The organism is Actinomadura scrupuli, assembly GCF_050971785.1.
Classification (GTDB): domain Bacteria; phylum Actinomycetota; class Actinomycetes; order Streptosporangiales; family Streptosporangiaceae; genus Actinomadura_E; species Actinomadura_E scrupuli.
In genome coordinates this window covers 57,980-77,418 of record NZ_JBPCCU010000007.1, presented here as the reverse complement: position 1 = coordinate 77,418, position 19,439 = coordinate 57,980, and the positions used below count along the sequence as shown (strand labels likewise).

At 73.3% G+C, this 19,439-nt stretch carries 17 protein-coding genes; 10 read left to right on the top strand and 7 right to left on the bottom strand.

Translation table 11 applies throughout. From position 1 onward, the window contains the following. Positions 1-109 precede the first annotated feature (109 nt). The gene (locus ACRYCC_RS28695; protein ID WP_433816832.1) at positions 110-877 is read left to right on the top strand and encodes an SDR family oxidoreductase; all 768 of its coding nucleotides are present in this window, start codon (positions 110-112) and stop codon (positions 875-877) included. Between the two features lie 21 nt (positions 878-898). Here the strand turns inward: ACRYCC_RS28695 and ACRYCC_RS28690 are convergent, their stop codons facing one another. Next, positions 899-1,861, bottom strand: coding sequence for an AurF N-oxygenase family protein (locus ACRYCC_RS28690; RefSeq protein WP_433816831.1), 963 nt, complete (start codon positions 1,859-1,861; stop codon positions 899-901). 252 nt (positions 1,862-2,113) lie between these two features. Here ACRYCC_RS28690 and ACRYCC_RS28685 point away from each other — a divergent pair, with 252 nt between their 5' ends. From ACRYCC_RS28685 to ACRYCC_RS28675, 3 genes are all read left to right on the top strand, one after another. Further along, entirely contained in the window at positions 2,114-2,581 is a 468-nt protein-coding gene (locus ACRYCC_RS28685) for an SgcJ/EcaC family oxidoreductase (RefSeq protein ID WP_433816830.1), read from the top strand. A gap of 139 nt (positions 2,582-2,720) precedes the next feature. Beyond that, positions 2,721-4,481, top strand: a complete 1,761-nt coding sequence (locus ACRYCC_RS28680) for a potassium channel family protein (protein WP_433816829.1) — start codon at positions 2,721-2,723, stop codon at positions 4,479-4,481. 102 nt (positions 4,482-4,583) lie between these two features. Further along, on the top strand, positions 4,584-5,165 hold the full coding sequence (locus ACRYCC_RS28675; RefSeq protein ID WP_433816828.1) for a hypothetical protein: 582 nt from the start codon (positions 4,584-4,586) through the stop codon (positions 5,163-5,165). A gap of 130 nt (positions 5,166-5,295) precedes the next feature. Here ACRYCC_RS28675 and ACRYCC_RS28670 read toward each other — a convergent pair whose 3' ends face one another. Beyond that, positions 5,296-6,831, bottom strand: a complete 1,536-nt coding sequence (locus ACRYCC_RS28670; RefSeq protein ID WP_433816827.1) for an aldehyde dehydrogenase family protein — start codon at positions 6,829-6,831, stop codon at positions 5,296-5,298. A 294-nt stretch (positions 6,832-7,125) separates the two neighbouring features. Between ACRYCC_RS28670 and ACRYCC_RS28665 the strand changes: the two genes are divergently transcribed. After that, the gene (locus ACRYCC_RS28665; RefSeq protein ID WP_433816826.1) at positions 7,126-7,743 is read left to right on the top strand and encodes a hypothetical protein; all 618 of its coding nucleotides are present in this window, start codon (positions 7,126-7,128) and stop codon (positions 7,741-7,743) included. Positions 7,744-7,796: 53 nt separating this feature from the next. Here the strand turns inward: ACRYCC_RS28665 and ACRYCC_RS28660 are convergent, their stop codons facing one another. Genes ACRYCC_RS28660 through ACRYCC_RS28650 form a run of 3 tightly spaced genes read right to left on the bottom strand, consistent with a single transcriptional unit; the run spans position 7,797 to position 11,744 of the window. Beyond that, entirely contained in the window at positions 7,797-9,209 is a 1,413-nt protein-coding gene (locus ACRYCC_RS28660; protein WP_433816825.1) for a YlbE family protein, read from the bottom strand. Beyond that, on the bottom strand, positions 9,206-10,678 hold the full coding sequence (locus ACRYCC_RS28655; protein WP_433816824.1) for an AllF/FdrA family protein: 1,473 nt from the start codon (positions 10,676-10,678) through the stop codon (positions 9,206-9,208). The genes ACRYCC_RS28660 and ACRYCC_RS28655 overlap by 4 nt, the downstream gene beginning before the upstream one ends. A 43-nt stretch (positions 10,679-10,721) precedes the next feature. Then, positions 10,722-11,744 carry an oxamate carbamoyltransferase subunit AllH family protein gene (locus tag ACRYCC_RS28650; protein WP_433816823.1) on the bottom strand — a complete coding sequence of 341 codons (1,023 nt, stop codon included), beginning with the start codon at positions 11,742-11,744 and terminating at the stop codon, positions 10,722-10,724. 218 nt (positions 11,745-11,962) lie between these two features. Between ACRYCC_RS28650 and ACRYCC_RS28645 the strand changes: the two genes are divergently transcribed. Next, positions 11,963-13,696: a PucR family transcriptional regulator gene (locus ACRYCC_RS28645; protein ID WP_433816822.1), complete on the top strand. Its 1,734-nt coding sequence runs from the start codon at positions 11,963-11,965 to the stop codon at positions 13,694-13,696. 185 nt (positions 13,697-13,881) lie between these two features. Continuing rightward, positions 13,882-15,300: a uracil-xanthine permease family protein gene (locus tag ACRYCC_RS28640; protein ID WP_433816821.1), complete on the top strand. Its 1,419-nt coding sequence runs from the start codon at positions 13,882-13,884 to the stop codon at positions 15,298-15,300. A 139-nt stretch (positions 15,301-15,439) separates the two neighbouring features. Here the strand turns inward: ACRYCC_RS28640 and ACRYCC_RS28635 are convergent, their stop codons facing one another. Together ACRYCC_RS28635 and ACRYCC_RS28630 are read right to left on the bottom strand one after the other, a co-directional pair. Continuing rightward, entirely contained in the window at positions 15,440-15,601 is a 162-nt protein-coding gene (locus ACRYCC_RS28635; RefSeq protein ID WP_433816820.1) for a hypothetical protein, read from the bottom strand. Next, complete coding sequence (locus ACRYCC_RS28630; RefSeq protein ID WP_433816819.1) at positions 15,598-17,223, bottom strand: hydroxysqualene dehydroxylase; 1,626 nt, start codon at positions 17,221-17,223, stop codon at positions 15,598-15,600. Before ACRYCC_RS28630 ends, ACRYCC_RS28635 begins: the two co-directional genes overlap by 4 nt. A 480-nt stretch (positions 17,224-17,703) precedes the next feature. Here ACRYCC_RS28630 and ACRYCC_RS28625 point away from each other — a divergent pair, with 480 nt between their 5' ends. The 3 genes from ACRYCC_RS28625 to ACRYCC_RS28615 form a co-directional block, all read left to right on the top strand. Next, positions 17,704-18,597: an FAD binding domain-containing protein gene (locus ACRYCC_RS28625; RefSeq protein WP_433816818.1), complete on the top strand. Its 894-nt coding sequence runs from the start codon at positions 17,704-17,706 to the stop codon at positions 18,595-18,597. A gap of 91 nt (positions 18,598-18,688) precedes the next feature. Further along, positions 18,689-19,186, top strand: coding sequence for a (2Fe-2S)-binding protein (locus tag ACRYCC_RS28620; protein WP_433816817.1), 498 nt, complete (start codon positions 18,689-18,691; stop codon positions 19,184-19,186). Beyond that, the coding region (locus ACRYCC_RS28615) for a hypothetical protein (RefSeq protein ID WP_433816816.1) at positions 19,183-19,439 on the top strand (257 nt) is incomplete at its 3' end. The genes ACRYCC_RS28620 and ACRYCC_RS28615, both read left to right, overlap by 4 nt.

Here is a 19,439-nt window from a genome sequence, read left to right as displayed (position 1 = left end):
CGGAGGCCGCCGGTGCGGCGTCCTGAGGGCATGAGCGGCACGGGCGTACGGGGGCGGACGGACGGCGGACGGATAGGGTGTCCGGCGTCCGGCCGAAGAGGGAGTGATCGTGGAGCTGTTCGACCTGTCCGGCAAGGTGGCGGTCGTCACCGGCGGCACCCGGGGCATCGGGCTGATGATGGCGCGCGGCCTGCTGCAGGCGGGGGCGCGGGTCTACATCAGCTCGCGCAAGCCGGAGGCCTGCGTCGCCGCCGCGGAGGAGCTCGGCCGGTACGGGACCGTCACGGCGATCCCGGCGGACCTGTCCACCCCCGAGGAGTGCACGCGGCTGGCCGGCGAGGTCGGCGGGCGAGAGGGGTCCCTGCACGTGCTGGTCAACAACGCCGGCGCCACCTGGGGAGCCCCGCTGGCGGAGTTCCCGGCGTCGGCCTGGGACAAGGTCATGGACCTCAACCTCAAGGCGCCGTTCTTCCTCACCCAGGCCTTCCTGCCGATGCTGGAGGCGGCCGGCACGCACGACGACCCGGCGCGCGTGATCAACGTGGGCAGCATCGACGGGCTGCACGTGCCCTCGCTGCCGACGTACTCCTACTCCGCGAGCAAGGCCGGGCTGCACCACCTCACCCGGGTGCTCGCCCGTGAGCTGGGGCCCCGCCAGATCACCGTCAACGCGGTCGCGCCCGGGCCGTTCGAGTCGAAGATGATGGCGGCCACCCTCGAGATGTTCGGCGACGCGATCGCCGAGGCGGCGCCGATGCGCCGGATCGGCCGCCCCGACGACATGGCGGGCGTCGCGGTCTACCTGGCGAGCCGGGCGGGCTCCTACGTCACCGGCGCGGTGATCCCCGTCGACGGGGGACTCGGCACCACCGTCTGACCGGGCGGCCGCACGGCGCCGTCACGCCGCCGGTGACCCGGCCGGCAGCAGGCCGGTGCGCCGCCAGATCGCCCGGGCGGGGCCGTCGAGCAGCCCGATCTCGCCGAAGAAGCCCAGCGTGCGCCGGAACGCCCAGGCCATGGTGGCCTTGCGGTGCGGGCTCCGCAGCGCCACCCGGCGGGCGAGGGCGGGGTCGAGCCCGACCGCCCGGTAGCAGGACGGGTGGATCAGGGAGCGGGGCAGCTCCGCGGCCGCCGGGGTGAGGCTCAGCGCGTACGCCCGGCGGCGGGCGGGGGACAGGTCCGCGACCAGGTGCTTGAGCTCCTCCCGGGCGTAGGTGATGTGCCGGGCCTCCTCGATGACGTGGATGCGGGTCACCTCCCGGACCACCGGCTGGAGGGACTCGTCGGGGAACATCGCCCGCTGCATGGTGTCCAGGGTCTCCTCGACCACCAGCGTCATCGCGAACTTCTGCACCGGGACGTACAGCCCGCCGGCCAGCTTGCCCATCTGGTACATCGGCGCGGGCAGCCGGACGGCCCGCAGGCCGAGTTTGCCGATCAGGCGCCCGAACATCATCGAGTGCCGGCACTCGTCGGCGATCTCGGTGAGCGCGTACGCGGCGTGCCGGCTGTCGACGCGCCTGCGGTAGGCGTGCATGGCCAGGCCCTGCATGAGCAGCAGCTCGACGTAGATGCCGTACGACAGGATGCTGGCCATCTCGTGCTTGGACAGCTCGACGCGCTCGCGGTGGTCGAGCCGCTCCCACAGCGGCGTCTCGTAGAGGGAGACCAGTGCGGGCGGCATGCAGAACGCGTCGGGGTCGAGCGGCCGGTCCCAGTCGACGTCCGTCCCGGGGTCGAAGGAGTGCCTGCGGGAGGCCTCCAGGAGCCGCTCGGCGACGGCCTCGCGGTCCTTGAGCTCCAGCGTGTGGTCTCCGTCCAGGCACCGGATCACCGTGGTCCGGGGTGCGGCAACGACCATGATCCCTCACTTGTCGGACGGCACTTACGTACGACGTACGTTTACACGAAGGGGGGTCCGTGTCAACCACTCTGCGGCGATGGAGATTTTTCCGGATACGCCAGGACCGGCTGGGATCGGCTGGGAGACTTGGCGCCGAGGCCGGGCAGGCGAACCGGCCCCGGCGCGGCTCACGGGGCGGCGGCTGTTCGGGCGGTCGCCCGCGGGTAGGGATGGAGCACGTCGGCCGATATCTCACCGGGAGGTTCTCGCATGACCGTCATGGCTGTCGGCGCCGCCGTCCGCGACCTGTACACGCGGCTGCTGCGCGCCTGGAACGACCGGAACGCCGAGGACTACGCCGCCCTGTTCGCCGCCGACGGCGTAATGATCGGCTTCGACGGCAGCCAGGCGAGCGGTGCGCAGATCACCGATCATCTGGCTCCGATCTTCACCGACCACCCCACGGCCGCCTTCGTCGCCAAGGTGCGCGACATCCGCTTCCTCGGCCCGGGCAGTGTCATGCTGCGCGCCATCGCCGGCATGGTCCCGCCCGGCCAGGACCGGCTGAACCCGGCGGTCAACGTCCTGCAGACGATCGTCGCCGAGCACCAGGAGGACGGCTGGCGGATCGTGCTGTTCCAGAACACGCCCGCGCAGTACCACGGGCGGCCGGAGCTGACCGAGCAGCACACCGCGGAGCTCGAGCCGCTGCTGGCCGGCGACACGATCGTGGCCTGAGGCCGGGCCGCGGCACACCCGTCCTGGACGGGCTCGTCCTGCACGGGGCCGGGGCGTGGCCCCCGTCCCGCGCGGCACGGCGCCCCTGATCGGCCCGATGACCACCCGGGCGGCCTCTGACCTGCGTAGGTTGCTGGTCATGTCTGGGGTGGAGTACGAGGACTGGTACGGCCACATCATCGTGTGCGGGCTGCACGGGCTCGGCATGCGCATCGTGGAACAGCTGCGCCACGCCGGTGAGCGGGTCGTCGTGGTCGACGACGAGGCCGACGTCCGGCTGGCCCGGGTCGTGATCGGGTGGGGCGTCCCGCACCTGACCGGCAACGCGGCCCTGCCGGAGACCCTGGCGGAGGCGGGCCTGGCCGGGGCCGCCGCCGTGATCTGCGTCGAGCGCACGGACCTGCAGAACCTGGAGATCTCCCTCCAGGCGCAGCAGCTGCGTCCCGGGCTGAGAGTGATCACCCATATCCGCAACCGGGCGGTCGGGCGTGCGCTGTCCGCGGACAGCGGCCCGGGCGCGGTGCTCGACGTGGCGGCCCTGTCGGCGCCGTCGGTGGTCGAGGCCTGCCTGCGGGAGGCCGTGCACCGGCTCGACCTGGGCGGCACGGAGTTCCTGGTGGGCTACGGGGAGGCCGGGCGGACCGGCACTCTGCGCGAGCTGTTCGGCACGCTCATCCCGCTGGCGGTCACGCCGTCGGAGGGCGGCGAGGTGGAGATCTGCCCCGGCCGTGACCACCGGGTGCGGAGCGGCGACCGGGTGACCCTGGTCGGCACCGAGCCGGAACTGCTCGAGCACGGCATCGTGATCGGCCACCGCCCCACCGCGCACCGGCGGCCGGGCACGCCGCGGTGGGCGGCCCCGCTGCACTGGCTGCGGGCCGCGGGCGCCGCCGACGACAGCCGGGGGCTGCGCCGGGCGCTGAGCGGCCTGGCCCTGCTGGTCGTCGTGTCCACGATGGTGCTCTGGCGCGGTTACCGTGAGCCCGGCATGAGCCCGCTGGACGGGCTCTACTTCAGTGTCGAGACGATCGCCACCGTCGGTTTCGGTGACTTCTCGTTCGCTGAGCAGCCGACCTGGCTGCGCGTCTATGCGATCGCGCTGATGGTCCTCGGCGTGACCGGTACCGCCGTCGTCCTGGCGTACCTCACCGACCTGCTGGTCAGCCGGCGGATCGAGCGCTCCTACGGACGCCGGCTGGCCGCCGGGATGTCCGGCCACATCGTGGTCGCCGGGCTGGGCACGGTCGGCGCCGAGGTGATGACCGCGCTGAGGGCGCGCGGCCACGACGTGGTGGTGATCGAGTTCTCCGACGACAACCGCTTCCTCGCCCAGGCGCACGCCCTGGGGGTGCCCGTGGTCTACGGCGACGCCACGCTGCCGGCCACCCTGGAGGCGGCCAACCTCGCCCACGCCTCGGCGGTCGCGGTGCTCACCAGCGACGACATGATCAACATCGAGGCGGGCCTGACCCTGCGCGACGTCCTGGGCGAGCGCTGGAGCACCACTCCCGTGGTGCTGCGGATCTTCGAGCGCACGCTCGCCCACACCCTCGCGGACCGCTTCGGCTTCCACCACGTGCGGTCCACCGCCGAACTGGCCGCGCCGTGGTTCGTGGGCGCCGCCCTGGGGCTGGAGATCCTGGGCACGTTCACCGCCCAGGAACGGCCCTTCCTGGCCGGCCGGTTCACCATCGAACCGGGCGGCGGCCTGGACGGGCTGACCATGCAGGAGCTGTCGGGGCGGACCAAGGTCGTCGCCATCAGGCGCAGCGACGGCGCCCTGGAGCATCCGCCGCGCCGCCACACCCGGTTCCGCTCGGGCGACCAGGCCTTCGTCATCGGCCCCTACGAAGAGCTGCTCACGGTCCTGCGGCGCGGGCACCGGCGCGTCCCCGGGTGACCGCGGCGCCGCACCGGCCGTGACGGACCAGCACAATGGAGCCGGGCGTACCCGCCGGCCGGCGGGCGTCACGGGTCCGGCGGGCGCTGATCAGGAGGACGGATGGGCGAGCACGAGGCCTTCTGGGTCGACCACGAGGACGACCGGGAGCACGCCGCCGGGGGACCGAGCCGCTACGACGAGCACGTGCGGCGCAACGTCACCGACTTCGACGGCTCGTGGGGCGACATCGCCCCGGTCACCTTCGCCTGCGCCGCCTGGCGGCTCGCCACCGTGCCGGCGCCCGGCTACGTGCGGTGGCACCGCCGGATCCTGGACGCCTCCTGCGTCCGCAACGGCTGGGACGGCGGGCTCACCGCGCACGTCAGGATCGTCTCCCCGCTGCCCGCCGAGCTCACCCGGTCGCGCGAGTGGTGGCGCGACCGCGGCTGGCGCGAGTGGCCGCAGACCTTCGGGCAGTACCTCATGCCCACCGAGCACGACCTGACCCGCAGCCCCTTCCTGCGGACCGCCCTGCTCGTCGACGCGCCGATCCCGCTGGACGCCCTTCCGCCCGCTCCCGACGGCCCCTCGACCGCCCTTCCCGATACCGCCCGGCTGGCGGTGTCCGGGCTCGTCCGGGAGCTCAACGACCTGCTCACGCCGATCATCCGCCGCCTGGAGACCGCCCAGGCCCCCGGCTGAGCGCACGGCCGTCCCCCTCCTCCTCCCGGCCCCTCAAGCCCCCCACCTCCGTGATCATGCAATCGATCGACGATCGATTGCATGATCACGGAGGTGAAAAAGGGGGTGACGCGGTCTTCCGGGACGGGTGTCAGGGCAGCAGGGTGTAGTCGGGGAAGTTGCCGGGCAGGCGCTCCCCGGCCGGCCCCTGGGTCACGGCGTGCACGAGGAGCCGGCCGCCGACGAAGGCGCCGCGCCAGGACGCGCCGAGGCCGCCGAAGAGCTCCTCGCGGTCACCGCGCGACCGGGGCCGGTTGACGCCGACCTTGAAGGCCCGGACCTCCCTGGCCAGCCGCCGGGCCGTCTCCTCGTCGTCGCAGGAGAGGGTGGCGACCAGCGCCCCGTTGGAGGCGTTCATCGCGGCCAGCAGCTCGGCCTCGGTGTCCACCAGCACGATCGTGTCGACCGGGCCGAAGGGCTCCGCGTGGAACAGCGGCGACCACGGCGGCGGGCCCAGGATGCTGACCGGCGGGAAGTACGCGGAGGCGTCCTGCCCGTCGATCAGATGCCCGTCGTCCAGCGAGCCGCGCAGCAGCGGTACGCCGCCGCGCGCGATGGCCTCGTCGACCTGGCCGGAGAGCTCCTTGGCCTTGCCCGCGTTGATGAGCGGCCCGAAGTCCAGCTCCGGCAGCGGGTCGTCCGGTTCGGCCACCGCGAGCGGGTGGCCGAACCGGACCGACCGGATGGCCGGCAGGTAGGCGGACAGGAAGCGGTCGAACAGCTCGCGCTGGACCACGAACCTCGGGTAGGCGGTGCAGCGCTGCTTGGCGTAGTCGAAGGTCTTGCGGATCTGCGCGGACAGCGTGTCGAAGTCGCCGTACTCCCAGACGCCCCAGCAGTTCAGCCCCTCCTGCTCCAGCACGTGCCGCTTGCCCAGATCGGCGAGCGCCGTGGCGACCGCGGCGCCGGTGTCCCGGCCGCCCACGAACGACACACAGCCGATCTCCGGTGCGCGGACCAGGGCGGGCGACAGCGCGGAGCCGCTGCCGCTGAGCAGGGTGACAGGCAGGCCCGCACGCCGCAGCAGGGCGGCGGCCAGGGTGAGGCAGCACAGCCCGCCGTCGGTGGGCGTCTTGGCGATCACGGCGTTCCCGGCCAGCGCCTGCACCAGCATGGCGTGCGCGAGCACGCTCATCGGGTAGTTCCAGGACGCGATGTTGCTGACCGGCCCGTCCAGCGGCACCCGTCCCTCGATCATCGGGCCGATCTCCGCCACGTACCAGCGGACGCCGTCGATACAGCGGTCCACGTCGGCGCGGGCCGTGCGCCAGGGCTTGCCGATCTCCCAGACCAGCAGCAGGGCCAGCAGGTCCCGGTGCTCGGTGAGCGCGTCCAGGGCCGCGGCGACCCGGGCGGCCCGTTCCGGCAACGGCGTTTCCCGCCAGGCCCGGTGCTCGGTCATGGCCGCCCGCACCGCCTCCTCGGCGGTGCCGGCCGGCAGCATCGGCGGCCCGGCGATCGCCGTGCCGTCGATCGGCGAGGTCGACGGCAACGGCACCCCGTCCCGGTGCCACCGCCCACCCCACAGGTTGCGCACGCGGTCCTCGTCGAAGGCCTCGGGGGCCACCTTCAGACAGCGCGCGTACGTCTCGGACCATGATGTTCCAGGCTTCAGCATGAGTTCCATAGAGACACCTCCGTTCCGCACGGTACGCAGCATGATCCGCGGATCAGGGCGCTGAAGGCGCAGAATTCTGGCGGAAATTACCCGCGAAGCACTGGAGAAGCTGATTTACGGGGAAAAGTATTCATATCTTCGCGTCATGGTCGGCCGGTGTTGGACGGCCGGCGGGGCGGCGGATCGCCGTCCCGGCCGGGCGCCGAGCGGCACGCGGCCTGCCCGGACGGGGCGGGTACCGTGGATCGAGGGGCGCAGGGGAGGCCGACAGGGGGTGGCCGCGTCGTCCCGCGAGGGGGACCCATGCACATGCACGTCCGGCTCAACTACATCGCCGGAGACCCGCTCCGGATCGGCGACGTCGTCAAGTACCTCGAGAACGAGGTGCGCCGGCTCGTCGAGGAGCAGCCGGGCAGCCAGGGCATGTCGCTCGCGGTGAACGCCGCGCTCGGGGTGGCGGTGCTGGAGTCGCTCTGGGTGTCGGGCGACGCCATGCGGGAGAGCGAGCGGGTCGTCGCGCCGCTGCGGCACGAGATGTCCCTGCGCGGGACGGCGACCGTGGCGGTGGAGCGTCCCGGCCTCGCGAGCATGCTCCGGCTGATCCGCCCGCCCGCCGGGGCGGGAGTGCAGCTGACCCGTCTGGACACGCCCGTCCAGGACGTCGACGACATGATCGCGGCCTATGAGGACACCACCGTGCCGTGGCTGACCGAGACCAGCGGCTTCTGCGCCCAGCGGCTGTACGTCGACCGCGGCACGGGGCGTTCGGTCAGCGAGACCCTGTGGCGGGACGCGCACGCGCTGGCCGTGAGCAGGAGCGCCGCGGCCGCCGTCCGGGTGGACATGGTGGCCGCGACCGGCAGCACGGTCCGCGCGCTGGAGGAGTACAGCCTGGTGTTCAGCTCGGTCCGCTCCGGCTGAGCCGGCCCGGGACCGGCCCGCGGCCGACCTGGGACCGGCCGGCGGGCGGGGACTCAGCCGGCCTCGCGGGCAAGGGCGTCCAGGGCGTCGGTGAAGATGCCGGCCGGGGGCGAGACCAGGCCCGCGCCGACCTGCCCGGTGCCCGCGACCCTGCCCGCGATGCCGGTGTTGATGACCGGCAGGACGCCGGTGCGCACCACCTTGGTGACGTCCACCCCGGTGGGCGTGCCGCGGAAGGACAGGATCGGCACCTGGAACGCCGGGTTCTCGGCCAGCGTGATCTCGTACATCAGCTGGGTGGCCGCCAGTGCGTCGGAGACCTCCCCGCCGACGAACCGGACGATCGCCGGTGAGGCGGCCATGGCGAAGCCGCCCACCCCGGTGGTCTCGGTGATCGCCGAGTCGCCGATGTCGGGGTTGGCGTCGTCCAGGCCGTACGACCCGAGGTAGAGCCCGTCGGGGATGCCGGCCGGCCCGGTGAACCAGCGGTCGCCGGTGCCCGACACCTGGATGCCGAAGTCGGTGCCGTTGCGGGCCATGGCCACCACCAGGCTCGAGCCGGGCACGTCCCGGGCGGCGTCGGCGCTCAGCTTGGCCGCGGCCATCCCGACGTTGAGGAAGAAGTGGTCGTTGCCGTTGACGAACCGCAGCACCTCGGCGATGTCCGACAGGGGCGCGTCCGCCTCCACGATGTCGGCCGCCAGCTCCCGGAAGAACAGCGAGGTGGCCGCCCGGTTGCGGTTGTGCAGCTCGTCGCCCATCTGCAGGGCCTGCGCCATGATCGCTTTGACGTCCATCGGCCCGTGCCGCCGTACCGCGGAGCCGAGCACCGGGCCGAGCACCGCCGACATCCAGTGCAGCCGCTCGATCACCTCCGGTCCGTACGCCCCGTACCGCAGGACCTTGCCCAGTCCCTCGTTCAGCGAGCAGTAGGCCCGGGCGCCGGTGTCGGCGTCCTCGATCACCAGCATCCACATGGACGGGCCGACCACGCCCGCCATCGGGCCGACCGCGCGGTGGTGGTGACAGGAGTCCAGCGCGACCTCGCCCGAGGCCAGCAGGCGGGCGGCCTCCTCGGCCGTCGCGGCGAGTCCCTCGGCCAGCATCGCGCCGGTCAGCGCGCCGCGCATCGGGCCGGAGGCGCGTTCCCACGTCACCGGAGGGCCCGCGTGCAGGAAGGTGCCCGGCTCGATCCCGACGACCTCGCTCGCGGGCCGCACGTCGACCAGCTGCGGCCGGGCCGCGAGCATCCGCCGCACCGCGGTGGCGTTGGCGGCGGCGTGCCGCGGGTCGCCCAGCACGGTGGCCAGGGCCTGCGCCGAACCGTCGGCGGGCGGCCGCCAGTCCACGCTCAGCACCGGCACCGCCTGCTGGGCCAGCGCCTCGGCCAGCACCGGCGTCCCGGCCGCGACGACCCGCAGCTCCCGGCTCAGCAGCCCGTCCAGCCGCGGGCCGGGGTCGCTCATGCGGGCACTCCCTGGATCAGGGCGACGGCGTGCCGGGCGGCGGCCGCGTTGGAGGCGAACACGGCCGCGCCCGCCGCGTGCAGGGCGGTGGCCTGCCGGTCGAGGTCCTGGGGGTCCGCCGCGGTCCCGCACAGCGACACCACGACGGGCAGCTCGCGATCGGCCCGTGCCGCCTCGATGGCCGGGGCCAGCAGCGCGGCCGGGTCGGGCTCGGCGCCGTAGCCGAGGACGACGTCCAGCAGCAGCACGCCGGTGGACGGATCGGCGGCGTCGGCGGCCAGCCGCTCCAGCCGGAGGGTCGGGTCGATCATCGGATGGGCGCGGCCCCGGGTCATCTCGTCGTCACCGAAGTCGATCATTGTGTGGCCGGGCGGCCCGAGCGTCCAGTCGGGCCGCAGCGGGATGTTGGAGCGGATCGGGCCGAGCGCGGACGCCGCGATCAGCATGGCCTCGTCGCACAGCGTGCCGCCGGCGAACAGGCCGCGCAGCAGCCCCCGCACCGGGTCCTGCGGCACCGGCCGGCACGGCCACCGCGGGACCGGGACGCCGAGCGCGCCCAGCGCCTTCTCCACGGCCGAGGTCAGGTCGTCCCGCTCCGCGCCGAGCAGGGCGAACAGGGTCGGGGTGGCCATCCGCCGCGCCGCCTCGCGGATCAGGTCGGCGACCTGCGGGGCGGGGGGCTTGGACACCACCAGGATCAGCTCGGTGGCCGGATCCGCGTCGAGCGCCGCCAGGGCCTGCAGCGTGGACCGGCCGCTGACCTCCGCGGACAGATCCCGGCCGCCGACCCCCAGCGCGTGGCTGATGCCCACGCCCGCGGCGTCGAGCAGGCACATGACCTGCTGCGACCCGGTGCCGGAGGCGGCGACCAGGCCGACCGGCCCGGGCCGTACCGCGTTGGCGAAGCCCAGCCCGGCACCGCCGATCACGGCCGTGCCGCAGTCGGGTCCCATCACGATGAGACCGCGCCGGGCCGCCTCGTCCTTCAGCCTGATCTCCTGGGCCACGGTGACGTTGTCGCTGAAGACCATGACGTTCAGCCCGGCGGTCAGCGCGTCCATCGCCTCCGCGAAGGCGTACTGCCCGGGCACCGACACCAGCGCCAGGGACGCCTCACCGCGGGTGGCGGCCGAGCCGGTCGTCCGGGGCGGCGCCGCCGTCCCCAGGCCGCCCTCCGCCGCGCCCGCGCCGGGCCCGGAGGCCGCCGACAACAGCGCGGTCAGGGCCTCCAGCGCGCTGTCGACCGCCGCCTGGTCCACCGCGCGCACGGCCACCACGAGGTCGTTGGGGCCGGCCTGGGCGGGCACCGGGAAACCCAGCTGCCCGAGCAGGTCGAGGTTGAGCTCGGTGGCCATCGCGGTCAGCGCGTCGAGCACACCGTCACGGTCGGCCAGCGTCCGGCCGACCCGCATCAGGGTCACCGAGTCGTGGTAGGCCCCGGGCCGGACGTCGACGATCTCCGTGCTCATGTGCTCGGCCCCCCGGCACGGCCGCCGTCCGCGCGGTCGCGGCTCACGCGCTCGCCCTGCCCGCCGCTGCCGTGGCGGCGCTCAGCGCGAGAGTGGTGCGGCAGCCGGCGAGCAGCCCCCAGATCAGGTCCGCCCCGGAGGTGTGGCCCGCGCCCAGGAGGCGACGGGTGGCGGGGGCCAGCGGTTCCTGCCCGGCCAGTGCCCGGAGCACGGCGGCGACCTCGGCCGCCACCTGCCCGCGGGCGGCACAGTGCAGCAGGGTCGCGGCGAGCGCGGTCGTCCGGGTGCGGGCGTCCGCGGTGACGGCCGCGCCGATCCAGTCGGCCAGCCAGATGGCGGTCTCCCCGCCGTGCACGGCGCCGCCCATCAGCCGCAGCGACACCAGCAGCCCGGCCAGCACGTCGTCCCCGCTGGGGGTCAGGCCGGGGCCGAGCCCGACGATCCGCTCGGCGGCGTCGACCGCGTGGGCGAGGTCGCCCGCGGCGCAGCGGGCGGCGAGCTGGAGCGGGCCGGGATGCCCGGCCAGCCCGAAGACGCCCTCGCTCGACGCGGTGTCCAGGGCCATCACGCCGTGCGCGAGCCGGGAGTGCGACACCGGGCCGAGCACGGGGCAGGGGTCCCACCAGCGGCGGATCCGGACCCTGATGCGCGAGACCGCGTCCAGCCGGGGCTGGCAGGCGGACGCGGCGGCACCCGGGACGGGCACGGTGATCTCGACGGTGCCGTCGCCGATCCAGGCGTCGTCGCTCTCCCGGACCGTGCCGAACGGGCGGTCCCGGCTGCCGGCCCCGACCACGACCGCGTTCGGCAGCCGTACCGCGTCGGAGCTGACCAGCGCGAGCACGCCGGGCTCGGCCGGCGCGCCGGAGGCGGCGCGGACCTCCAGGTAGACCGCCGAGGGGAAGACGGCGACGATGCGGGCGGGCCGGCGCGGCCGCTCCAGCAGGGGACGCAGGGCGAGGCTGGCCGCGCCCGCCACCGGGGTCCGGGGGCCGTCCAGGCGCGTCGGGAGGTCTCTGGGGGCCGACTGCAGGCCGACCGGCTCACGGAGCACGGGAGACGTCACGGATGGCCCCTCCTGGAGTGAACGCCGCGTCCCGGGCGGGACGTCGTTGCCGCTGAACGTAAACCGAGTGAGCCTGCGGCCGTATGGGGAAAACTGCCAAGGATGGTTGTCTTTCTTCGTGTTTCTTGTCATGGTTGAGCGCGCGCGAGTGGCCGTTGCTATCGATTGGGCGATATGTACGTTGACGTAATCACTGTAGAAGGCCTGGTGACGCGCGCATGACGTACGCCGATCCCGGCCCGCCCGCCCTGCGGCTCGCCAGCACCGGGACGCTGACCTACGGCCTGTCGGTGGGGGAGGTGCTGGGGGTCTCCACCCTCGCCGGGGCCCGCCTCATCGGCGGCGTGACCGGTCTCGGCCGCATCGTCCAGCGCCTCAACGTCATGGAGGTGCCGGACATCCTGGCCTGGGTGAAGCCGCACGAGCTGCTGCTCACGACGGGTTACCCGCTGCGCAACACCCCGCAGTCGCTGGGCCGGCTGGTGGCCGACCTGGACGAGCGCGGGCTGGCCGCGCTGGGCGTCAAGCTGGGCCGCTACCTGGACGACCTGCCCGCCGAGATGATCGAGCAGGCCGACCGGCTCGGCTTCCCGCTGATCCTGCTGCCGGACGACGTCGGGTTCGACGACATCCTCAACCAGGTGCTCACCGACATCCTCAACCGGCAGGCGGCGGTGCTGGCCCGGACCGAGGAGGTGCACCGGGCGCTGGTGCACATCGTGCTCGGCGGCGGCGGCCTGCAGGAGGTCACCGACGAGCTCGCCGGCCTGCTGGACGTGGCCGTCATCGCGGTGGACGGGGACCGGCGGGTGCTGGCCGGTTCCGGCCCGCAGGAGCAGCTCGAGACGGTGCGGGCGGCGCTGCTGGAGGGGACCGGCCGCGAGGCGCCGGGCCTGCCCGGCTACGGGGTGCAGGGCGATCACGCGGTGGTGCCCGTCGTGGCCGGCGGCTTCGACCACGGGCGGCTCATCGCCTACAGCGCCGGGGGAGCGCTCCGCGAGACCGACGTCGGCATCCTGGAGCGGGCGGCGACCGTCGCCGCGCTGGTCATCACCAAGCAGCAGGCCGTCGCCGCCGTGGAGAGCAAGTACCGCGCGGACTTCCTGCGGGACGTCCTCGCCGGGCGGGCCGGCGACGACGACCGGGTGATCTCGCACTGCACCGGCTTCGGCTGGGACCTCGGCCGGCCGATGGCCGTGCTCGTCGCCGAGCTCGACCCGGAGGACCCCGGGCGGGCCGCGCAGCGCCCGGGGGAGAGCCGCGGCGGCCGCCCGGCCCGTACCGGCTCCGGCTCCGCGGCGGGCGACGGCGAGGACCGGCAGGCCCACGACCGGCTGGCGGCGGCACTCACGACGGCGGTACGGCGCCGGGACCGCGGGGCGGCGGTGGCCAGCTTCGCGCGGGAGGTCGTCGCCGTGGTCGGGATCCCGGCGGACGGCGACCTGTCCGGCCTGTCCGCCGTGGTCAAGGACGCCGGTGCCGTCTTCGGCGAGCACCAGGGGCAGCGGTGGACCTTCTCGGCCGGGTTCAGCCGCTCGGTGGAGACCCCGGTCGCGCTGCCCGACGCCTACGAGCAGGCGGTCAAGGCCGTCCGGGTGGGGCGCCAGCTGCACGGCGCGGGCGCCGTCGCGCACTTCGACCAGCTGGGGGTCTACCGGCTGCTCAGCCTGGTCTCGGACGCGGCGGAGCTGCACGCGTTCGTCCGCGAGACCCTCGGCGAGCTGGCCGGCGACGACGACCCGGAGGTGCTCGACCTGCGCCGGACCCTGCAGGTGCTGCTGGAGACCAATCTCAACGTGGCCGAGACGGCCCGGCGCCTGCACTTCCACTACAACACGCTGCGCTACCGCATCGGCAAGCTGGAGCGGATGCTCGGCCCGTTCACCGAGGACGCGCATCTGCGGCTCAACCTCACCCTCGCCCTGCACGTCCTGCGCATGCGCGGCATCTGAGGTGCGCTCTCCTGGTTTAGACCAATCTCCCAACTCACCGCCCGGAGTTTGGGCAACTGTCGCTGACGACGCCCCACCGGGGTAGATCTACGGTGCCCGCATGGATGGCCCCGCCCGGTGAGGGCCATCGCGGCGGGTCACGGCCCGGGGGAGACGGTCCCACCGCCGAGCCTGAAGGAGAGCGCATGGCTTTCGGCTGGAGCGTGCACGGTGACGGGCGAACCCCGCCGCCCGGTGAGGTCGTCCGCCCGGACGAGCGGCTGTCGTGGGCCCGGACCGCGGGGATCGGAGCCCAGCACGTCGTCGCCATGTTCGGCGCGACGTTCGTGTTCCCGATCGTCATGGGCCTGGACCCCAACCTGGCGATCATGATGTCCGGTGTCGCCACCATCCTGTTCCTGATCATCGTCGGCGGCCGGGTGCCGAGCTACCTCGGCACCAGCGCCTCGTTCGTGGGCGCCGTCGTGTCCATCCGCGCGGCGGGCGGCAGCACCGCGCAGGTGACCGGCGCGATCCTGGTCGCCGGCCTGGTCCTGGCCGCGGTCGGCCTGCTCATCCACTTCCTCGGCGCGGCGGTCATCCACGCGGTGTTCCCGCCGGTGGTGACGGGCGCCGTCGTCATGCTGATCGGCTTCAACCTCGCGCCGGTGGTGGCCGACGTCTACTGGCCGCAGGACCAGTGGGTGGCGCTGGCCACCCTCGCGTTCGTCGTGCTGTGCGCGGTGCTGCTGCGCGGCTTCTGGTCGCGCATCGCCATCCTGCTCGGCCTGATCTTCGGGTTCGCGCTGTCCTGGGTCCTCGACCACACCGCCGGGAAGATCACTTCGGTGCAGCCCGGCCAGCACCTGGTCAACGGCGTGGCGACGCCCTTCTCCCATTTCCGGGTCGGCTTCGACGGGGTCAAGACGGCCGACTGGTTCGGCTTCCCCGACCTGCACGGTCCCGATTTCAAGACCTCGGCCATCCTGGTCGCGCTGCCCGCCGTGATCGCGCTGATCGCGGAGAACACCGGGCACGTCAAGGCGGTCGCCGCGATGACCGGTGACGATCTCGACCCGGTGCTCGGCCGCGCCCTGGCCGCCGACGGCGTCGGCACGGTGCTGGCCAGCGCGGTCGGCGGCTCGCCCACCACCACCTACGCCGAGAACATCGGCGTCATGGCCGCCACCCGCATCTACTCGACCGCCGCCTACTACGTGGCGGCGATCGTGGCGATCCTGTTCGGGCTGTGCCCCAAGTTCGGCGCGCTGGTCGCGGCCACGCCCGGCGGGGTGCTCGGCGGCATCACCGTGGTGCTCTACGGCATGATCGGCCTGCTCGGCGCCAAGATCTGGATCGAGAACCGGGTGGACTTCGGCGACCCCGTCAACCTGGTGCCGGTGGCGGCCGGCATCATCCTGGCGATCGGCGACGTCACCCTGCAGATCACCGACAAGTTCCCGCTGTCGGGCATCGCGCTCGGCACCATCGTGCTCCTCATCGGCTACCACGCCCTCAACGCCCTCGCCCGCTCCCGGCCCGGCCCGGCCGACACCGGAGGCGGCATCATCGCGCCCGAGGAGAAGGAGATCGGCGGGCCCGTGCGCCCGGCCACCACGGACTGATCGGCGGCACCGCGCCGGATCCCGTACCGCCGGACTCGCATCGGCGGGTGCGGGACCCGGCGCCGGGCGGCCCTGCCGGGCCGGTGTCTCCTGGAAGGCCCTTCCAGGAGACACCGGGCCGGCGCGCCTCACCGTGCGGTCACGGCCCGCGGGTGTCGAGCAGGTCGTACTTGTTGGGCAGGCCCGCCGTGTAGCGGAGACCGTCCTCGGCCTTGTCCAGGGCGAAGATCGGCGACACGTAGAGGTCGTGCAGCGAGCACCGGGCGGCGTTCGACCCGGCGGCGTCGAGCAGGGCGTTCACCGCCAGGCGGGCGCCCTGGTTGGCCCCTCCATCGTCGTGACGTTGATCGGGGTCTTGACCCAGTCTCCCGCCAGGAACAGGTTGGGGATCTTCGTCTTGGAGGTCGGCCGCAGCTTCCAGGAACCGGGCTGCTGGATGAACAGCGGCGTCTCGTTGGTCACCCCGGTGCCGGAGCGGACGATCGCGGGGTCCAGGAACCACGAGTGCAGCATGTCGTCGGTGAGCACGTCGGTCCCGGTGTCGTTGAGGTGGGCCTTCATCTCCTTCCAGGTCTCCGCCGCGATCTCGGCCGGAGTGCAGTCCCTGGCCTTCTTGTTGTTGAAGTTCCCCTCCTTGGTCCAGTCGGAGATGATCGTGGACAGGCAGTCCTTGACGGTCCCGTCCCCGTAGGTGGAGAAGTCGCGGCTCCAGAACTGCTCCTGGCTGATGGAGGTCACCGCCCAGTTCGAGTCGACGTAGTTGACGTGGCCGGGCGCGAGCGGCAGCTGCTTCTTGAGGAAGAGCTGCAGGCCGGTCATCCAGTCCGTGCGCAGGCTCTTGATGCCGCTCAGGCTCGGGTCGGCGGCCAGCACGTCGGCGCTGAGCAGCTTGACCGCGCGCTCGCAGGGCATCGAGACGATGTACCAGTCCGCGGTCACCGTCGAGGCGGCTCCGCCGGGGCCGGTGACCCTGGCGCCGGTGATCTTCCCGCCGGAGACCTGGAGCGCGTCGACGTTGTGGCCGACGTTGAACTTCACCCCCAGGTTGCGGAGATGGGCCACCCACGGGTCGAGCCACTTCTCCGCCGTCGAGCCGTTGAGGACCCGGTCGACCGACGACCCGGGCTCGTTGCCGATGCCCAGGATGCTCCAGACGGTCGCCTCGGCCACGAAGGCCACCGAGTGGGTGCTGGCGTCCTTGGACTTGGTGGCGGCCAGGTTGCGGATGGTCCCGTCGGCCGCGAACTTGTTGTACTCGTCGGAGAACCAGTCGGCCCGCACGTAGTCGGCCCAGGTGATGTTCTCCCACTGGCCCAGCCGCCGTTCGTCACAGCTGCTGAAGTAGACCGCCACCTTCTCGGCGAAGAAGGCCGCCTCGGTCAGCGGCAGCCGGAACAGCGTCTGCAGCCCGGAGACGATCGTCGCCTTCAGCGTCGCCAGCGAGTAGATGCTGGGCTGGGGAGGCAGCGGGAAGGGGAACGGGGCGGTGAGGTCGGCGCGGCCACCGGAGCGCGACATGAGGTAGGCCGTCGCTCTGGTCAGGTTGTCCCAGCACCCGTTGGCGTTGCCGGGGAACGGCGTGCGCCGCATGTTGTCGGTCAGGTTGAAGTAGAAGCCGGGGAAGAACCGGAACCCGTGCTCGCCCGGCAGGTCCAGCCGGCCGCCGGTGCCGGTGCCGGGCGGGAAGATGCTGCGGGCCTTGCCGCCGAGCGTGTCGCGTTCGTACACGGTGACCTCGAAGCCCCGGTCGACCAGCTCGTGCGCCGCCGAGAGTCCGGCGACCCCGCCCCCGAGGACCGCCACCTGCCTGCCCGTGGCCGCCCGGCCGGGAGCGGCGCCCAGGGCGAGCACCCCCGTGACCGCGGCCCCGGTGAGCCCGGCGTCCCGCAGGAAGCGTCTGCGGTTCGGTTCCGTACTGCTCATGGCCGGCTCCTCACTGTTCCAGCGGCCTGGAACGACAGGGGCACTCGACCCTTCGACCCGATCGGATGCCCGATAAGTCAGTGGTTACTTTTAACACGCTGTTGGCAATCCGCCAATAGCTATTGGCGTTATGTCAACAGATGGTCCGAGCGGGAGGCCGCGCGCCGAGGGAGGGGTGGCCGGGGCCGGGCCGGCCGGGCGGCGACGGGCGTCCCCGTCCGGCCGTACGCTGAGGGGCATGATCTCCCAACCGGCACGCCGACTTTGGGCAGGTGTCGCTGACGACGGGTCGGTTGGGTAGGCCTAATGTGCCCGCATGGCTGGATCCGCCGGTGAGATCCAAGGCGGCGGCTCAGCAGGGAGGGGATGGCTGCCGATGCCCAGACAGGGCGACATGCTCCCGGCCGGACTCGGCGCGGGGACGGGCGTCGCCCGCCGCCCGGTGAGACCGCCCGCCCCGAACCGGAGGACCGAGCGCCCGTGAAACCGCCGTCCTTCGACTACCGGGCCCCCTCCGAGCTGGACGAGGCGCTCGCCGACCTGGCCGAGGCCGGCCCGGACGGCAAGGTGCTGGCCGGCGGGCAGAGCCTCATCCCGCTGCTCAACATGCGGCTCGCCGCCCCCGGCCGGCTGATCGACATCAACCGGGTCGCCGGACTGGACACGATCGAGGTCGTGCCCGCGTCCCCGGCCGGCCCGGCGGGCGTACGGGTCGGCGCGCTCGCCCGTCACACCAGGGTCGAGCGCTCCGCCGAGGCGGCCCGTGCCCAGCCGCTGCTCCGGCAGGCACTCGGGCACGTCGCCCACCCGGTCGTGCGCAACCGCGGCACCGTGGTGGGCAGCCTGGCGCACGCCGACCCGGCCGCCGAGCTGCCGGCCGTCCTGGCGGTGCTCGGCGGCACCGTCGAGGCCGCCTCCACGGCGGGCCGCCGGACCATCGCGGCCGAGGAGTTCTTCGCCGGGCCGCTGGAGTCGGCGCTGCTGCCCGGGGAGCTCGCGGTGTCGGCCTTCTTCCCGGCGCTGCCGCCGAACGCCGGGACCGCCTTCGCCGAGGTCGCCCGCCGGCACGGCGACTACGCCATGGCCGGGGTGGCCGCGGTCGTCGTCCTGGACGACGACCTGCGGGTGACCTCGGCACGGGCCGGTTATCTCAGCGTGGCCGCCACCCCGCTGGTGCTGGACCTGACCGGGGCCGTCGGCCACCGGCCGCCGGGGTCGTGCGACTGGGCGGCGGCGGCCGCGTACGCCCAGGCCCACGTCGAGCCGGAGGCCGACATCCACGCGGGCACCGCCTACCGCCGTCACCTGGTCGGGGTCCTCACCGAACGCGTCCTGCGGACGGCCGCCGACACCGCCCAGAGAGGAGCCTCATGACCACCACAACCGTGATCATGCAATCGTCCGACGAACGATTGCATGATCACGCGGGGAGTGCGTCGTGTGTTCGCGGGGGGAGGGACGGCCGGTGAGCGAGGAGACGTACGAGATCGCGGTCACCGTGAACGGCGTGCATCGCAGCGCCCGCGCACCGGCCCGGCGGCTGCTGTCGGACTTCCTGCGCCACGACCTCCGCCTCACCGGCACCCACGTCGGCTGCGAGCACGGGGTCTGCGGCTGCTGCACGGTGCTGTTCGACGGCGATCCGGTGCGGTCCTGCCTGATGCTCGCCGTCACCGCGGCCGGGCACGAGCTCACCACCGTGGAGGGCCTGGGCGGCGCGGACGGATCGCTCTCGCCCGTGCAGCAGGCCTTCCAGGACTGCCACGGCCTGCAGTGCGGGTTCTGTACCCCCGGCTTCCTCTGCACGGTCACCGCGCTGCTGCGCGACAACCCGGAGCCCACCGAGGACGAGGTGCTCGAGGGGATCTCCGGCAACCTCTGCCGATGCACCGGCTACCAGAACATCGTCAAGTCGGTCCACCGCGCGGCCGAACTCATCGCCTCGGAGGAGGAGCATCGATGAGTGCCGAGGAGTGGTCGCCTTCCCCAACGCATTGCCCTGACCACACCTGCGCGGCCGGCCGCGCAGGTGTGGTCACGGCAATGCGGCGTGCGTTCCCGGTCACCCTGGCGGGCCGCGTACGCGTGGTCAGGGCAATGCGGCGTGCGTTCCCGGTCACCCTGGCGGGCCGCGTACGCGTGGTCAGGGCAATGCGGCGTGCGTTCCCGGTCACCCTGGCGGGCCGCGTACGCGTGGTCAGGGCAATGCGGCGTGC

Bases quoted from the DNA above. Each gene is read 5' to 3' on its own strand.
- ACRYCC_RS28690 (WP_433816831.1), bottom strand. From the start codon at position 1,861: ATGGTCGTTGCCGCACCCCGGACCACGGTGATCCGGTGCCTGGACGGA.
- ACRYCC_RS28685 (WP_433816830.1), top strand. From the start codon at position 2,114: ATGACCGTCATGGCTGTCGGCGCCGCCGTCCGCGACCTGTACACGCGG.
- ACRYCC_RS28680 (WP_433816829.1), top strand. From the start codon at position 2,721: ATGTCTGGGGTGGAGTACGAGGACTGGTACGGCCACATCATCGTGTGC.
- ACRYCC_RS28675 (WP_433816828.1), top strand. From the start codon at position 4,584: ATGGGCGAGCACGAGGCCTTCTGGGTCGACCACGAGGACGACCGGGAG.
- ACRYCC_RS28670 (WP_433816827.1), bottom strand. From the start codon at position 6,831: ATGGAACTCATGCTGAAGCCTGGAACATCATGGTCCGAGACGTACGCG.
- ACRYCC_RS28665 (WP_433816826.1), top strand. From the start codon at position 7,126: ATGCACATGCACGTCCGGCTCAACTACATCGCCGGAGACCCGCTCCGG.
- ACRYCC_RS28660 (WP_433816825.1), bottom strand. From the start codon at position 9,209: ATGAGCGACCCCGGCCCGCGGCTGGACGGGCTGCTGAGCCGGGAGCTG.
- ACRYCC_RS28655 (WP_433816824.1), bottom strand. From the start codon at position 10,678: ATGAGCACGGAGATCGTCGACGTCCGGCCCGGGGCCTACCACGACTCG.
- ACRYCC_RS28645 (WP_433816822.1), top strand. From the start codon at position 11,963: ATGACGTACGCCGATCCCGGCCCGCCCGCCCTGCGGCTCGCCAGCACC.
- ACRYCC_RS28640 (WP_433816821.1), top strand. From the start codon at position 13,882: ATGGCTTTCGGCTGGAGCGTGCACGGTGACGGGCGAACCCCGCCGCCC.
- ACRYCC_RS28630 (WP_433816819.1), bottom strand. From the start codon at position 17,223: ATGAGCAGTACGGAACCGAACCGCAGACGCTTCCTGCGGGACGCCGGG.